The 16785-nt window shown below is 68.0% G+C and carries 7 protein-coding genes; 3 read left to right on the top strand and 4 right to left on the bottom strand.

What is annotated here, in order from left to right:
• Window positions 1–9: 9 nt before the first annotated feature.
• The 4 genes from G524_RS0114255 to G524_RS16445 form a co-directional block, all read right to left on the bottom strand.
• Window positions 10–2772 (bottom strand): phosphoenolpyruvate carboxylase, encoded by a 2763-nt coding sequence (locus G524_RS0114255; protein ID WP_027444293.1) that lies wholly within the window; start codon window positions 2770–2772, stop codon window positions 10–12.
• Entirely contained in the window at window positions 2769–3764 is a 996-nt protein-coding gene (locus tag G524_RS0114250; RefSeq protein WP_027444292.1) for a glucokinase, read from the bottom strand. Before G524_RS0114250 ends, G524_RS0114255 begins: the two co-directional genes overlap by 4 nt.
• A 99-nt stretch (window positions 3765–3863) precedes the next feature.
• Window positions 3864–6005: a S46 family peptidase gene (locus tag G524_RS0114245; protein ID WP_027444291.1), complete on the bottom strand. Its 2142-nt coding sequence runs from the start codon at window positions 6003–6005 to the stop codon at window positions 3864–3866.
• 98 nt (window positions 6006–6103) lie between these two features.
• Window positions 6104–6739 (bottom strand): DUF1826 domain-containing protein, encoded by a 636-nt coding sequence (locus tag G524_RS16445; RefSeq protein ID WP_169447856.1) that lies wholly within the window; start codon window positions 6737–6739, stop codon window positions 6104–6106.
• Between the two features lie 211 nt (window positions 6740–6950).
• Here G524_RS16445 and G524_RS0114235 point away from each other — a divergent pair, with 211 nt between their 5' ends.
• From G524_RS0114235 to G524_RS0114225, 3 genes are all read left to right on the top strand, one after another.
• Window positions 6951–7763, top strand: coding sequence for a hypothetical protein (locus G524_RS0114235; protein ID WP_027444290.1), 813 nt, complete (start codon window positions 6951–6953; stop codon window positions 7761–7763).
• Between the two features lie 267 nt (window positions 7764–8030).
• Window positions 8031–9902 (top strand): ShlB/FhaC/HecB family hemolysin secretion/activation protein, encoded by a 1872-nt coding sequence (locus G524_RS0114230; RefSeq protein WP_245561390.1) that lies wholly within the window; start codon window positions 8031–8033, stop codon window positions 9900–9902.
• Between the two features lies 1 nt (window position 9903).
• Window positions 9904–16785 carry an MBG domain-containing protein gene (locus tag G524_RS0114225; RefSeq protein WP_027444288.1) on the top strand — a complete coding sequence of 2294 codons (6882 nt, stop codon included), beginning with the start codon at window positions 9904–9906 and terminating at the stop codon, window positions 16783–16785.

Here is a 16785-nt window from a genome sequence, read left to right as displayed (position 1 = left end):
GCAGGGCAATCAACCGTGGGCGCCGAACTCGTTGGCGATCGCGGTGCCGATCCGCAGCATCAGGCCCTGCGCGCGGGCGATCGGCTCGATATAATCGCGCGCAATCGCGCCATAGCCTTCCTCGCCGCCATCGGGATAGTCGCTCGGCTCATCGAGGGGAAAGTCGCGCGGGCCGGGCAGGCGCACCGGGAAGGCGCGGCGCAGCTGCGCCAGGGCCTCGTCGATCCTGAGGCTGAGCACCATGTCGATGACATCGCGGCGGCTGATGTCGTTGGCACGGCTGAAGGCGGGCACCGCCACCACCTTGAGGAACATGTGCTGGAGCAGCGCGAGGCGCAGCGCCTGAAGCACGCCGATGCGGCGGCGCACCGCCTCGCGTCCCTCGCCCGCGGCCTCACCAGGCATCAGATCGGTGAGGCGGTGGAGCTTGAGCGCATCGATCCTGAGGCGCGAGGCGAGGCGGCGGAACACCCCGGTGCGATCATCCCCCACCAGGTATTCGGCCAGCGCCGAACAGGCAGCGGCAATATGGCTCTCGGTGCCGCGATAGGTCCGGCTGGCCCAATAGGCCGAATTGAACAGCTCGCCATAGGCCGCCACGGTCTTGATGCTGGCGAGTGCATTGGCAGCCAGCACCAGCCGCATGATCTGCCGCCCGCGTGGCGATTCGGCGAGCAGCGCGGCGATCTCCTCGCGGTTGGTATCGGCGGCGGTGCCGATCCCGGCGATCACGTTGACCGGATAGCCAAGCTGCTGGAGGATGGCGTTGTGCGGGATCGCGCGGATCTGGCGCAGGCTCATCTCGCGTTCGGCGGCGATGTCGCTCTGGCGGCGCGAGACCCGGCTGCCGGTGGGATTGAGCAGGCCAAGGCCAAAGGCGGTCACTGCCCGCGCATAGGTGCGGCTGGCAAGGTGCGCCTTCTGGTGCTCCTTGATCGCGCGGTAGAAATCGAGGCTGAGATCGGTGCGGTGATAGAAGGGATCGGCCGGGGCCGAAAGATCGGCCTCGGCCGGGCGCGCCTCGGCAATGCGCAAGAGCGTGGCGAGTGCGAGCTGCGGCGTGGCGAAGAACAGATAGCCATCCCCGCCCTGAAAGCTCACCTCGGGTTCGAGCCTGATGCCAGCACGGGCAAAGCGCCGCCGCGCCCAGGGAGAGAGCGGCCATTCGAGCCGGTCGGCAAGGCTTGCCGGATGGGCGCCGCGGCCCATGCTTTCGCCATGGGTGTTGAACACCAGCGCGGCCACATCGCCAAGCCCGTTGGCGGCCATGGCCTCGGCCAGCCGGCCCTGAAGCCGCTCGATCGCGAGCGCCGCCGGCACCTGGCCGACAAAGCGCCCGGCATCGGAAAAGCCGGTCTGCACCGCCACCCGTCCGCGCCGCCGGGCATAGGCGCGGTAGGCCGGTTCGGCGAGCAGGGCATCGAGAAAGCGCCCGCCATGTTCGAGCGCCGCCTCGGTCTCGAACAGCGGCGAGACATCGACCTTGTCCTCCACCCCGAACAGCCGGGCAAAATAGAGCGCGGCAAGCACCGTGGCGGGCTGTTCGCACTCGGCCACCAGCATCCGGATCGGGGCATCGGCATCGATGTGCTTGAGGATCTGCGCCATTGCCAGGAACTGGCGGATCGCGGTGGAGCTTTCGGTGGCGAGCGCGGCGAAATTGCTGCGCAGGGGCTGCGCCTCATCGACCATGCGGCGTAGCGTGGCAAGCGCGCTCTTGCTGGCAAGGTCGATCGCCTCGCCCTCGCCCAAGCGGCGGCGGATGGCGTTGTGGAGCTGCTTGGCGTTCACCCGGAAATGGATCCAGCCCATGCCCAGGCCATCGGCGCGCATCGCCGCGGCTAGCGTGAGGAGGCGCCGCGCACGCTCAGGCGCGGCGGTTTCGGCCTCGGCCTCGAGCGCGGCGATGAGCGGCGCAAGGCTGAGCAGCTTGTCGGGATCGGGCGCGGTGAGCCGGTTGGCGGCGGCGGCCAGCGCCTCGGCGCTGGAAAGGTCACCGGCAAAATCCGCCGCCCGCGCCCGGGCATAGGCGGAGGCAGCGGCCAGCCGCGCGCCGAGGGGGTGGGCGGGATCGATGCTCTCAAGGCTGGCGGTGTAGCGCGCGAGGCGCTCGGCCTTCTCGGCAATGCGGAAGGCGATCGAAGTGTGCCAGCCGATGTCGGTGCGCCCGTCCATGTCATAGCCGACCCAGGTGGCAAAACGGAAGGGCATGGGCCGCAGCGCGCGCCATTGATCGGGCCAGCGCGCCTCGGCCTCGGCGAGCAGGCTCTCGACGATCACGTCGCGCGCATCCTGCGCCCGCGCGAGCGCGGCCATCGCCGCGCGGTGCTCGGCCGCGAGCGTCACCGCCGGGCGCTCGCCCGGCGCCGGGCTGGCGGGGGGCGGGGCGTCATGCGGGTTCGAGGCTGCAGCGGCCACGGCCTCGGCCTCTGCCTCGGTGAGCAGGAAGGTGGGATGGGCGGTGAAGACGGCGTGAAGCTGCGGGCGCTGCCAGCGGGCGGCGAAGGCAGCGAAATCCTCGTCCGTGGCGGCGAGCGGTGGCGGATCGGCGGGCGGGGTGAGCAGCGCGCGCAGCCGCCGCGCTCGCGCCGCCAGCCCGTCGCGCTCGAGCGCGGCGACGAGTTCGGCGAGATCATCGAGGCTGAGCGTGCCCCCCTCGAGCGCGCGGGAAAGATCGAGCGAGAGCTGGAACACCGGGTTGAACAGCGGGGTCTCACGCGTGCGCTGGTGCAGCTCGCCCAGTCGCGCCTCGAGCTCGGCAATCGTCCTCATGCCGCCTGTCCGTGTTCGCAGAAGAACGCCGCGGCCGCGCCGAACAGGCCCGGCTGGGGGTGGACGATCAGCTTGACCGGGATCTGCGCCATCAGGCTTTCAAACCGCCCCTTGGCGCGGAAGCGCGCGGCAAAGCCCGAGGCGAGCAAGGTCTCGCGGATGCGGTAGCCCAGCCCGCCGGCGATCACCACCCCGGCAAAGCCGCCCTGCGCCAGCGCCAGATCGCCCGCGACCGAGCCCAATGAGAGGCAGAAGCGATCCACCGCCGCCGCGGCAAGGCTGTCAGCCCCGCTGGTGCCGAGGTTCCAGATTTCCACCGCATCGCGTTCGGGCACGGTGCGGTGTTCGAGCGCGGCGAGCGCCTGGTAGATATCGACGATGCCGGGGCCAGCCACCACCCGCTCGACCGAGACGCGCAGGTGCCGCTGGCGCAGCCGGGCAAGGATCGCATCTTCGATCGCATCGAGCGGGGCAAAGTCGATATGCCCGCCCTCGGTCGCCTGCACGCGGTAATAGGAACCAGAGCGGTAGAGATGAGCGACCCCGAGGCCCGTCCCCGGGCCGATCACGCTGATCGTGCCTTCGCTTCCCAGCGGCTGGTCTGGCCCGCACAGGTGGAGGAACTGGCTGTCATCGGCGCGGGCCACGGCATGGGCCACCGCGGCAAAATCATTGACCAGGGTAAAGCGCTCCACCCCCAGCTTCTCGGGGATCAGCGCCGGGCGGATGATCCAGGGATTGTTGGTGAAGCGGATCACCGGATTGGGATTGCCCGGCGTGCCCACCGGCCCGGCGATCGCCATGCTCACCGCACGCGGCAGGCGCCCGCCCTTGCGCGCGCGGAACGCCTCCCAGGCGGTCTGGAAGCTGGCATGATCGGCGGTGTGGAGCGTTTCGGGCGCGTCGAGCGTGATCGTGCCATCGGCCGCGAGGCTGGCGAGGGCAAAGCGGGCATGGGTGCCGCCGATATCGACCACCACCAGCTCGTCCATGGCTCCCCCCGCTGCGCGTCCCTCGTCTCACCGATGCTGCGAAAAGGAGCCATAGCAGGGGCCGCAGGCAAAGCCCACGCGGCATATGTATTCAGCCTCTCACGGCGCGCGCACACCCATTTCCTCGAGCAGCCGCGAGGCGCCATCGACCTTTTCCATGGTCCAGAGCATGAAGCGGCTGTCGACATGGATGGTGCGGTTGATCGCCGGATCATACATCCAGTCGCTCACCACGCCCTCGATCGTGCCGTCGAAGGCAAGGCCGACGAATTCGCCGCGGGCATTGAGCGTCGATGAGCCCGAATTGCCGTTGGTGATATCGACGGTGGAGAGGAAATCGACCGGCAGCGTGCCCAGTTCAGGCGCGGCGTAGCGGCCATAGTCCTTCGCCTTGATCCGTTCGAGCATGGCATCGGGCGCATCGAACTCGCCCCGGCCGGTGTGCTTGGCGATGATCCCCTCGGCAGTGGTGAAGGGCGTCCAGATCTGCCCGTCCACCGCCTTGCCGGTGACCTTGCCATAGGTGAAGCGCAGCGAGCCATTGGCATCGGGATAGAGCACCTTGCCCTGGCTGGCGGCATAGGCGATGCGCGCCTCCATCACCTTGGCGCGGGCCTTCTGCAGCCGCCCGGCGCGCGCCTTTTCTGCCGCTTCGGCGGCCATCGCCTCGTCATGGGTGGCAACCGCAAGCTGGATGAAGGGATCGCTCGAGGCGCGGAACTCCTCCGGGCTCTTGTCAAGCCAGGCAAGGCGCGTGGCGGTGTCGCCCAGTGTGGTCGCGTCATAAAGCGCGGCAAGATCGCGCCCTTCCATGAAGGCATCGAAGCTCTTGATCCGCTCCTCGGCGGGCAGCTTGCGATATTCGGCAAGCGCCGCGGCCCACAGCGCCTGATCAATCTCGGGCACGAAGCGGCGCTCGATGCGCTGCATCGCCTGGGTGATGAAGGCACGGTCGCGCGCCTGATAGCCCGGTTCGCGCTCCTTGTCGGGCTTGGCCTGTTCATTGGCCCAGCGGTAGAGCAGGCGCGCCGCGGCATAGAGCTGGCCGCGGGTCAACAGGCCGCGCCGCGCGTCGGCAAGTTCGGCGGCATTGGCCTCGGCGACGAGCGCGTCGAGCGCGGCAAGCGCCGGGCCATATTGTGCCGCGCGGCCAGGATCGGCGGCGATCCAGGCGCGGAAGCGCGCCTCCTCAGCCTTCTTCTTCTCGACCAGCGAGATCGCCTCGGCCCCGGCAAGCTGCCCGGCGATCTTCTTCTCGTAATTCTCCACCCCCTGGAGCGTTGCGGCATAGGCGATCTTGGCGGCCGGCTTGCCTTCGGTGAGCGCGTCGATCAGGTCGCCATATTCGGCCAGCATCCGCTGCTGATAGGGATAGAGTTCCTCGAAATAGAAGCGCGCTTCCTCAGCCGTGCGCAGCCGCTCGGTCACGCCCGGAAAGCCGGCGACCATGACGAAGTCGCCGTCCTTCACGCCTTCGCGGGCGATCGGCAGGAAGGCCTTGGGCCGGAAGGGCACATTCTCCTTGGCATAGGGGGCCGAGGAGCCATCCGGGGCGACATAGGCGCGGTAGAAGGCAAAGTCGCCGGTGTGGCGCGGCCACATCCAATTGTCCTTCTCGCCGCCGAAATTGCCCACGCCCGCCGCCGGAGCATAGACGAGGCGCACGTCCTTGATCTCGAGCTGCTGCTGGAGCCAGTATTGCGCCCCGCCGAAATAGGCGCGCACATCACAGCGGCGATTGGGCTGGCGCTCGCAGGCGGCGATCAGCGCGGTGCGGTTGGCCTGGAGACGATCATAGCGCGCGCGCCCATCAAGCTTATCGGTGCCCTTGAGCATGGCGGCGGTGACATCGCGCAGATCCTCGATCACATAGATGCGGCTGCCGGGCGCGGCGGGCAGTTCGTCCGCCATGGTCTGGGCGAGAAAGCCGTTGGTGAGATAATCATTCTCGGGCGAGGAATTGTACTGCAGCGATCCGGCCACGCAGTGGTGGTTGGTCGCCACCAGCCCCTGGGGCGAGAGGAAGGCCGCCGAACAGCCGCCGAGCGAGGCGATCGCGGTGAGCGGCGGGCGCTTGAGGTCGCCAAGCGTGCTGGCATCAAGTTCGAGCCCGGCCTGCTTCATCGCGTCAGCAATCGCACCGGTCTGGCTGGGCAGCCACATGCCTTCATCGGCCAGAGCGGCGGCGGGCGAAAGCAGCATCAGGGCCGAAGCCCCGGCATAAAGAAGGGTCTTGGTCATCGCGTTCCTCGTGCGGGCCCTGGGCTGGGCGGTCGGTCGGGAGATCAGGCCGCAAGAACCTCGTCACCCGCCCGTTGTCGTGAGCAATGCCTGTGCCGTTAGGCCAAGGCGGCGCCGGGCGAAAGGGTTGATTGCCGCGCCGCTTCCATGTCGGCGCTCACAGGATTGAGCACCAGCAGCAGCCGCACCCCGCCTGGGCTTCCCGCGATCGGCGGGGAACGGTGGATCGCCGGGCGCTCGGAGGCAAGCCTGCCCTTGAACAGGCCGACATCGAAGGGGGCAAGCTGGTGGATGCGCTGCGGCTCTACCCCGGCCTTGACCCGCGCGGCATCGGCCGCATCGAGCCATTGGGTGCCCTCGCCGAGATAGGTGGTGATGAGCCGGGCGGTGACGTAATCGGCGTGGAACCTGCGGCACGAATCGCTGCGCACCACCTCGAGCCGCAGCGCGAGGCGCGCAAGGCCCATCACCGCGCAGAAGTGCGCGGCAAGGTCGGCCACATCGCGGGTGAGCGCGGCATGCAGCGCGGCTGGTCCGCCAAAGCCCTTGCGCGCCAGCTGCGCGGCGAGCCTTGCGGGCAGGGCGGCAGGGGTAGTGTCAAAGCGCAGATCCTGCGGTGTGCCCGCGACGAGCGGGGCGAGGTCGGCAAAAGGCGCCCGGCGCCAGACCGCAAGGTGGCAATCGGGATCGTGGATCGCGGCGAGGACATCGGGCCTGTCCATCGTTCGGGTCATGCGCGCGCGGCTTGTGGTCATCGAGGGGCAGGGCGGCGAGTGAAACAAATGTTATAACGTCTCCTATTTCAATTGCATCGCGTTGGCAAGCGGCTGGCGGCGCCGGGCGGTGCGCAATGTGAGACGTCATGCGAAAGGCTCTTGCGAATGATTATCATTTCCTCCATGGGGCGGGCAGAACCCCCGCCCGCAAAGGAAGGACCCTGCGCTGATGAAGACCACGCTCAAGCTCTGGACCACGCTCGGCCTCGGCACCGCGCTCGCCGGGGGCCTCATCGCAGGCTGTGCCGATGAGGCGGGCAAGAGTGCTGGCACGGGCGCGACCGCCGGGGCCGATACCGTGACCGAGGCACCCGGCGCGGGCGGCGAGGGCGAGGGCGGGGTGGCGGTGAGCGAGGCGGCGAGCGACCCGGTCGCCTATGGCATTGCCCTGGCAGTGACCGAAGCCCATGTCCTCGCCGCCCGCGATGCCTATGCCGCGGGCCGCAAGGAGGCCGCGGCCGAGATGTTCGCCCATCCTGCCGCCGAAGTTCTGGTCGAGATGGAGCCGGTCTTTGCCAAGCTCGGCGTTGCCGATTTCAAGCCGCTGCTGGCCGAGGCCTCGCTCGCCGCTTCCGAGGGGCGCAGTCTTGCCGAGGTCGACAAGGCCTATGGCGCGATCATCGCCGCGCTGCGCGGCGCAGCGGCCAAGGCGCCCAAGGCCGACAAGTCGCAGGCGCAGGTTGCCATCGGGGTGGTGGCCGACCAGATCGAGCGCGCCAGCGCCATGTATCGCGCCATCGCCCGCGATGATCGCTACGAGCCCTATCTCGATGGCTATGGCTTTGCCCGGGTCGCGGCGAGCCGCTTTGCCGCAGAGGGCGCCGCGATCAAGGCCGAAAACCCCGAGGCCCATGCGCGCATCGCCGCCGCGCTCGACATGCTGGCCAAGGCCTATCCCGCCGCGACCCGCCCGGCCCGCCTCGCGGTCGAGCCCGGGGCGCTTTCGGCGCTCTCGGCCAGGGTGCTGCTGGCCGCCGGCTGAGCGCGCCCCGCCGCTCCGGCTCTGGCGCGCCCAACCTGGCTGGCCGGAGCATTTGTCGAAACGCGACATTCTGCATTCCCGGTCCCGCGCGGGGCGCGAGAATTCTTGTGTTTGCGCTTGGGCGGAGTAGTCTTCGCCCACGGTTGGGTCGCTGGCATCGGGTGAGAAAAGCGCACAGGCGCTCGCGCGGGGCCATGAAAAGACGGGCATAGCGCGGCGGTCGTCGCCCTTTGGGGCTGGCTGCGCGTCAGCTTTTGGGGGGAAGCCTTGCCGCAACATCACAGTTTCGCGCGTCTGTTCTGTTCCCGTCCGCTGGTATCGGCGGACAAGGGTCCTGCGAGTCGCTCCGGCACCCTGCGCGGCGCCTGGCGCGCGCCGGTCTCGGCGCTGGCGCTCGGCCTCGCGCTGATTGCCGGGGGCGCCCCGGCGGCAGCCCAGCAGGTCGCCCCGCTCAACCGCAACGAGCTGGTCCCGCCCGATCAGCGCCGCGAGGAACGCGCCATGACGCTCACCGTCGATGGCGATTTCGAGCGACCGCCCTGCGCGCTCGACCGCAGCGAATTTGCCGAGATCCGCTTCACCGTGAAGGGCGCGCGCTTCAACGGGCTTGAGAAGGTGCCGGGCCTTTCGCTCGGGGCGGCTTTTGAAACCTATGTCGGGCGTGAGCTGCCAGTTTCGGTGCTGTGCGACATCCGCGCCGAGGCCAATGCCATCCTGCGCCGCCAAGGCTATCTCGTCACGGTCGAGATCCCCGAGCAAAGCCTTGCCGATGGCGAGCCTGATTTCAACGTGGTGTTCGGACGGCTGGCGAGCGTGCGCCTGCGCGGCGAGGCCGGCCCTTCGGAGCGGCTGGTGGCAAGATATCTCGAAAAGCTCACCGGCGAGGAGGTGTTCAACATCAACACTGCCGAGCGCTATCTGCTGCTGGCCGACGATCTGCCCGGGCTCGATGTGCGCCTTTCGCTGCGCCCGGCCGCGGGCGGGGCGCCGGGCGATCTTGTCGGCGAGATCGCGGTGGTGCGCCAGCGCGCCATGGCCGATGTCAGCATCCAGAACCTCGGCTCGCGCGCGCTCGGCCGCTTTGGCGGCACGCTGCGGGGCGAGCTTTACGATCTCACCGGCCTTGGCGATCGCACCTCGATCACGCTGTTCAGCACCCATGATTTCACCGAGCAGCAGACCTTTCGGATCGCGCATGATTTTTCGCTCGGCAGCGAGGGGCTGCGGCTCGGCGGGCAGTTCACCGCCAGCTGGGCCGAGCCTTCGATTGCCCTGCCCGGTCTCGACCTTGATTCCGACACGATCTTCTTCAGCCTGTTTGCCAGCTATCCGCTGCTGCGCACCCGTCGCCACTCGCTCAGCCTTGATGCGGGGTTCGACTATGTCGATCAGGACGTGACGGTGAATGCCATCGGCCTCACCCGTGATCGGGTGCGCATGGCCTATGCTCGGCTCGAGGGCGAATGGATCGATGCGCCCTCGGTCCAGCGGGTCGGTGGCTACAGCCCCTATGAGCCGCGCCTGCGCCTGAGCTACGGGATCGAGGCGCGCCGCGGGCTCGATGTCTTCGGCGCCAGCCCCGATTGCCGGCCCAACCTCTTGGGCTGCATCGCCGGCGGGCGGGTGCCGCCAAGCCGGATCGAGGCCGATCCCACGCCCTTCCTTTTGCGCATGGATGCGGGCCTTGAATTCCGGCCGGTGCCGCTCCTTGCCATTGCCTTGACCGGCCAGGCCCAGCTGACCGGCGATCCGCTTCCTGCCTTCGAGGAAATCGCGGCGGGCAACTTCTCGATCGGGCGCGGCTACGACCCGGGTGCGGTGCTGGGCGACAGCGGGGTGATGGGCGGTCTCGAGCTGCGCTACGGCTCGCTCCTGCCCTCGACCACCGCGCCCTTTGCCTTCCAGCCCTATGTCTTCACCGATCTTGCGTATGTCTGGAACGAGGATCCGAGCCGCCGGCCCGGCAATCCCGACCGGCTGTGGTCCGCCGGCGGGGGGTTGCGGATGTCCTGGGCGCAAGGGATCCGCAGCGATCTGTTTATCGCCGTGCCGCTGGCCCGGCCCGACTTGGCGGCCGACAAGGGCGATGTGCGCCTGCTGTTCACGCTGACCGCCCGTCTCTTGCCCTGGAGATTTTGAGATGAACCACCCGATCCGCAAACGATCGCGCCTGCTCGGCAGCTGTGCCGCGGCGGCGCTGGCGCTGGCGCTGGCGATGGCGCCTGAGCGTGCTGCGGCGCAGGGCATCCAGGCTTCGGGCAATGTGGTTTTCGGTTCGGCCAACATCAGCACAACGGGGCCGACCGAGACCACAGTCGAAGTTTTCAGCCCGACAGTGGTGATCGACTGGACGCCGAGCCTTGATGGATCGGGCAATGCGCTGGACTTCATCCCAACCGGTTCAACCGGCATCTTCCAGATTTTCGACGGGCCTGACTTCGCGGTGCTCAACCGCATCCTTCCTTCGCCCAACAATAATGTTGCGGTGATCAATGGTAGTGTGATCTCGCGCATTGTCTTCGATGTGGGCCCGTCGATCACGGCAGGTACTGTGGCCTTCTATTCGCCCACCGGGTTGCTGATCGGCAGCAGTGCCACCTTCGATGTTGCCCGGCTGTTGCTGACCACGCTCGACACCACGCCCACTTCGTTCGACAATTTTCGCCTCGGCGGCACCCTGGTGCTGACCGGCGCTTCCGGATCGACCGCACGGATCCAGATCAACCCCGGCGCGCAGATCACCGCATCGCCCGATAATTCCTACTTCGCCGTGGTCGCCGCCGAGATTGCCATGAGCGGCACCGCGCTTGTCAACGGCAGCCATGCCTATGTCGTGGGCGAGCAGGTCAACCTGCGCTACACAAATGGCCTGTTCGATATCACCGTGCCGCTCGGCACGGCCTCGAGCGGCACGGTGATGACGGTCAACGGCACGGTTGGCGGACCGGCGAGCACCGGGGCGGCGGGCGACAACCACATGATCTATAGTGTTGCCCGTGCCCAGAACGATCCCATCAGCATGCTCTTCAGCGGCAATCTCGGCTTTGATCCGGCGGTAAGCGCGGGGGTGATCAATGGCGAGATCATCCTTTCGGCAAATTACGATGTGGCGCAGCGCGCGGTGGCAGGCGGCACGATCAGCGACGGGATCAACGCGGTGTTCCGCCAGAAGGCCGATCCCAACGCGGTGCGGGCCGATGTCTTGCTGGAGGATTTCACCGCTTCGAGCAGCCTGCTGGCGATCGGTACCAATCAGGTGCTGGCCCGCGCCGCGCAAACCGATGCATCGGTGGCGGGCAACCTTCTTTTGGTGGGACGCGAGAGCGCCGAGCTTACGGCGGTGTTCGGGCGCGACTTCACGATCTCGGGCGATGTGCTGGTCGATGCGCGCGATTACGGCGTGATCAGCTCGACGCTGCAATCGCTCGACGAGATCATCGGCCAAGGCGGCAGCGCGCGCATCCTTGCCGATGCTGCAGGCACGGTTGACATCGCCGGCGACGCCCTGGTGACCGCCGATGGGCTTGGCGGTGCCGATGATCTCAACCTCATCGCCGGCCTGGCGCGCGGGGGCAGCGCCGTGATCGGGGCGAATGACACCGGGCTGGTCAACATCAACGGCGATGCGACCGTCTCCGCGCGCGGCGTTGGCGTCCAGAACTTCGCCGTGACCCAGGGCGCCGAGGCGCGCGGCGGCATTGCGCAGCTTTTTGCCGATGCGGGCGGTTCGGTGAGCATCGGACAGGGACTGGATGTGCGTGCCGATGCCTTGGCCGCCAATGGCCGCCTGGCCAGCCCGTCGAGCGTCTCGGATGGCTTTGGCGGCAGGGCTGCCATCAACCTTCTCGGCAATGACAGTGCGATCACGGTGCTGGGCCTTGCCAGCCTCAATGCCAGTGCCCGCGGCGGCAGTGCCAATGCCGCCGGGGCTGGTTCGCTCGGCGATGCCGGGGAGGCGGTCATCACCATCGAAGGCACGGGCGCGATCAACCTGGGCGCTGACACCACGATCCTGGCCGAGGGTATCGGCGGCGCGAATGCCGGCGGCACCGGCGGCCTTGGCCTTGGCGGGCGCGCCTCGGCCGCGACCTTAATAGGGGGAAGCATCGCTTTCGAAGGAGGCTTCGACGCCAGGGCCAATGGCCTTGGCGGCGCGGGCCAGACCGGCGGGGACGGGTTTGGCGGCATGGCCGGAGCCAATGCCATCATCGGCAGCATCGCCATCGGCACTGATGCCTCGGCCTTCTCGCAGGGTGTGGGTGGCGATGCCAGCTTCGGCTTTGGCGGTGATGGCGGGCAGGGGCGCGGCGGCAATGCCTTTTTCCAGGCTGACGGCACCGCGAGCGAGACCGCGCTTGTCACCATCGCCGGCAATGCCCTCGTCAATGCCAGCGGAATTGGGGGTATCGGCGGGCCAAGCAATGGAGTGGCGATCGGTGCAGGGCGCGGCGGCGATGGCTATGGCGGGCAATTCACTGTGCCGAACCAGGCCGATCCAGCATTCAACAGCGGGGTGTTCCTGCTCGCGGGTGGCGATAATGGCACGATCAGCATCGGCGGGGCGGCTGAGGCCACGGCCCGGGGCTTTGGGGGCACCGGCGGGAGCGGAGCGGGCGCCAACACCGGTGGACCTGGCGGTGATGGCTTTGGCGGGCTGGCCCAGGTGGGCCTCGCGCGGCTTGGCGGCACCGGCGCGATCGGCAATGGCTCGGCCAATCTTGGCAACGTGCTGGCGCAGGCCGATGGGGTTGGCGGGACTGGCGGCATCGGCGCAGGCCCCGCTGCCCCCGCCGGTGCTGGTGGTCATGGTGAAGGCGGCTTTGCGGCGTTCACGCTCAGCGCCGGGCAGGTGGGTGCCAATTCCGTCGCCTTCAGCGCCAATGGGATTGGCGGCTCGGGCGCTTCAGGGGGGCGGGGCCAGGGCGGAACGGCGGCCATGTTCGGTGGGTTTGGGGGGGAAGCAAGCATCACCGAAGCCTTGCTTGAAGCCCGCGGCGAGGGCGGCGCGGCCGAGGCTGGCCTCGGCGGAGAGGGTCGCGGCGGTGTGGCGGCGATTGAGGGCGATGGCCTTGAAATCGGCATTGTCGGTATCGCAGGGCTTATTGCCAGCGCCAGAGGTGGCGATGCCAGCAATGGCCCGGCGGGCAATGCCCTTGGCGGTGAGGCCTATATCGCCACCCTTTCGCCCGACAATGGTGGCGGCGTGACCATTGGCGGTCATGCCCGCATATTTGCCAATGCGATCGGCGGCACGTCCAGCGGCAGTTTCGCCGCCGGCAATGGCACCGGCGGGCTGGCCTATGTCGATGCGCTGGGCGGGGGCAGCGTCACGCTGTCCTCGGCCCAGGTACACGCGGTCGGGATTGGCGGGACAGCCGAAGTCCACGAGGGCGGGAATGGCAGCGGCGGGACGGCCCGGTTGAGTGCGCGCGGCGCTGGCAGCCGGTTGACAATCCAGAACAACGTCCCCTCCGCCTTTGTCGAGACAGCCGGAGGGGCAGCGGTTGTCAATGCCAATGGGATCGGACAGGAAACCGTGGGCGGCGATGGCATCGGGGGTGAGGGACGTGGCGGCCTGCTCACCATCAGCGCCAGCGACGGGGGCGTGCTCAGCCTGCCGGCATCGCTTACCAACGGCTATTTCGCCCGCAGCATCGGCGGCAGCAGCGTGGTGCAGGGCGGGGCAGGCGGGGCTGCCTTTGGTGGGACAATCGAGGTCTTGGCCGACAACGCCAGCCTCGATATCAGCGGCACCATATCCGCCTTTGCCGAGGGTGGGTCTTCGGGGGACATAAGCCTCGACATCACTGGCGGCAATGCCTTTGGCGGTAGCCGCTCGATCCGCGCGATCAACAATGCCACGCTCACCATCAACCCGGCTGGCGGTGCCGCCGGTGCCGAGGGCGGGGATGGATCGGGCAGCGGCAATGGCGGCAATGCCTATGTTGGTCAGAACCTGTTCGAGGTCGATCAGGCCAGTGCCACCATCCTGCGCCAACTGGCGCTGTTCGATCAGTCGGCCGGGGGCAGCGGGCAGCAGGGCGGCAGCGTCTTCAGGGTCAACCCGTTCACCAATCTTGCCGGATCGATCAATCTCAGGCTCAATGATGCCACGCTGGCCGGCAGCGCGGCCACCGTTGGTGCTGCGCAGATCAGCCTTGACTTTGTCACCCGCGGCGGCGCGGGGGTGCTGCGCGGCGGTGATGCGCAGGGGCCGATCATCGATGCCACCATTAACCAGACCAGCGTGGCGAGCGATCGGCTCCAGCTTCTGATCAACCCGATCCTTGTCGGGGGCAATGCCAGCGATCCGGGTGGGATCGGCGGCAATGCCGAAGGCTCGCCGATCAATGTGGTGATCAGCAATTCGCAGTTCAGCCTTCAGGGCAACACCACCTATCCCATTGATCCGGGCAGTGGCTCGCAAATAATTGTCCCGGGGGATATCCTGATCGCCTCGGATGCGCGCGGCGGCAATGGCGGCATAAATGGCAGCGGTGGGACGGCCACCAGCGGTGCTGTCGCGGTGTCGATTGCCAATGCGATCGTTTCTGCCGTGGGCGATCCGCTGGGCACGCCGGGGGTGATGCGGCTGCGCTCGCAAGCGATAGGCGGGCAGGGCGGCGAGGTCGGCGATGCCACCAGCGGTGGGGCTGAGCTTCTACTCAACAATGCGCAGCTTGCCGCGGGCGAAGTTCTGCTCGACACCAGGGCGCTGGCCAGCGGCCCTGCCGGCCAGATCGGCGGAGCGGCAAGCGCCGGGCTTGGCGCGATCACCCTTGCCACCGACAGCACGCTTGCGGCCGATGTGATCGAGATTGCAGCCAGCGCCAGCACTGCAGCCGGGGGATTGGCGGCAGCCGGCACGTCGGTGGTTGAGCTGCAAGATGGCGCGGCCACCAGCCTTGCTGCTCAAAGCTTGCGCCTGCTTGCCGATGCCAGCGGCGCTGCACCGGGTGCTGCGGCCAACCGTGCCGGTCGCTTTGCCGTGCGGGCCAGCAGTGGCAATGCGAATATCGGCACGCTTTCCGCCAGCGCGCTCGGCGATGTCGTAGGCGCTACGCCTTCCGAACTGGTGGCCAGTGGGGGCAATATCAATGTGAGCGATGCGCTGACTGGCACCACTGTCGGGGATCTTCGGATCGTCACCACTGACGGCGCCATAGTCGGCTCGCCGGCTTCCGGAGGAACCACCACTGCGATTGCACTTTCGGCGCGTGGAACAATCGAGACCATCGGCGATGGTAGCGCGACGGGGGGCCTTTCCGGTCAGGCGGTCAATCTTGCTGCGGGCGGCTCGATCCTTCTCGGTGGGCGGATCGGCGCCAACAATGGGCCGGTCAGCCTCTTTGCCAACAACGGCACGGCGCTGCCCGCCAGCCCGGCAGTCGCCGCCGAGATCACAATGAGCAGTGATGCCGCGATCGCGGCCGGCAGCGGTGTGGTGACCGTCCACATGGGCGATGGCGGCGGTGTGCCCGGTCGGCTGAGCGGGGCGATCACCCTTTCCGAGATCAGCGCCGGCACCATCGACGTGCGCAATTTCGGCGCCGATCCCGGCAGCAATATCAACGTGCTGGCAACCGGAGTCCTCACCGCCTCGGGCACGGGCCGCGCGATCGATCTGGCTTCGCTCACTGGCGAGGTCATCAATCTTGCGGGCGATGCGGGCCTTGTCCTTACCGGCGGCGGGCATTTCGGCGTTTTTGCCGCCACTCCTGCCGGTTCGCAGATCGGCTCCTTTGCCAATTATGCCCGGCGCTACAATGTTGCCGATGCCGCGGCCTATGATGCGATTGACCTTGGCGGCAATTTCGCCGCCTTCCGCATCGCCCCGGTGCTCACGGTAACGGCCAATGATGCCAGCCGTTTCTACGGCAATGCCAACCCGGCCTTCACCGCCAGCTATGCCGGGTTCCAGCCTGGTGACAGCATTGCCGACCTGCTCGGCGCGCCCGCGCTCACGACATCTGCGGATGGCACGTCGCCGGTCGGGGCCTACACCATCAATGCCGCGCAGGGCACCCTGGTAAGCCCGCAGGGCTACCAGTTCACCTTCGTCAACGGCACGCTGACGGTGACCCCGCGGCCGATCACGGTAAGCGCGGACAACCTCTCGCGCTTCTATGGCAATGCCAACCCGGCGCTGACCTTCACCGTGGGTGGGCTGGGCCTCGTCAATGGCGACACGCTCACCGGGGCGCTCGCGACCGTGGCCGATGCGACCTCGCCGGTGGGGCCCTATGCGATCACGCAGGGCACGCTGGCGGCGAGCAGCAATTATGCGCTGACCTTCGTCAACGGCACGCTGACGGTGACCCCGCGGCCGATCACGGTGAGCGCGGACAACCTCTCGCGCTTCTATGGCAATTCCAACCCGGCGCTGACCTTCACCGTGGGTGGGCTGGGTCTGGTCAATGGCGACACGCTCACCGGGGCGCTCGCGACCGTGGCCGATGCGACCTCGCCGGTGGGGCCCTATGCGATCACGCAGGGCACGCTGGCGGCGAGCAGCAATTATGCGCTGAGCTTCGTCAACGGCACGCTGACGGTGACTCCGCGGACGATCACCATCACCGCCGCGAGCCTCTCCAAGCTGCTCGGTCTTCCCGATCCGCTGCTCACTTTCACCGTGGGCGGGCTGGGCCTTGTCAACGGCGACACGCTCACCGGCAGCCTCACCCGCGATCCGGGCGAGTTCCAAGGCACCTACACCATCCGCCAGGGCACGCTTTCGGCCGGGCCGAACTATTCCACCACCTTCGTTCCCGGCACCTTCACCATCGAACCCCTGCCGACCCCGGGCGATGTCAACAGCCCGATCTCGCTCGTCCCGGCGATGGGCAGCGAAGACGCGCTCGGTCCGGCGATCGGGGCCGAGGAGCAGTTCGGCATGGACTTCCCCGAACAGCCCGATGCCCAGCTGATCAGCGAGGACCCGCTGCTCGACGAGCCGGTGACGAGCGGCGGCGATCCTTCGCTCTATGGCGGCGGCGAGGCCGCGCCTGCAGGAGGCCAGTGA

It is taken from the genome of Erythrobacter cryptus DSM 12079, assembly GCF_000422985.1.
In the GTDB taxonomy this organism is placed as follows: Bacteria; Pseudomonadota; Alphaproteobacteria; order Sphingomonadales; family Sphingomonadaceae; genus Erythrobacter; species Erythrobacter cryptus.
This window is presented reverse-complemented; position numbering and strand designations above follow the sequence as displayed.

What these genes read in the sequence shown, in the direction of transcription:
- G524_RS0114225 (WP_027444288.1), top strand. Translation starts at nt 9,904, where the DNA reads ATGAACCACCCGATCCGCAAACGATCGCGCCTGCTCGGCAGCTGTGCC.
- G524_RS0114235 (WP_027444290.1), top strand. Translation starts at nt 6,951, where the DNA reads ATGAAGACCACGCTCAAGCTCTGGACCACGCTCGGCCTCGGCACCGCG.
- G524_RS0114255 (WP_027444293.1), bottom strand. Translation starts at nt 2,772, where the DNA reads ATGAGGACGATTGCCGAGCTCGAGGCGCGACTGGGCGAGCTGCACCAG.
- G524_RS0114250 (WP_027444292.1), bottom strand. Translation starts at nt 3,764, where the DNA reads ATGGACGAGCTGGTGGTGGTCGATATCGGCGGCACCCATGCCCGCTTT.
- G524_RS16445 (WP_169447856.1), bottom strand. Translation starts at nt 6,739, where the DNA reads ATGACCCGAACGATGGACAGGCCCGATGTCCTCGCCGCGATCCACGAT.
- G524_RS0114245 (WP_027444291.1), bottom strand. Translation starts at nt 6,005, where the DNA reads ATGACCAAGACCCTTCTTTATGCCGGGGCTTCGGCCCTGATGCTGCTT.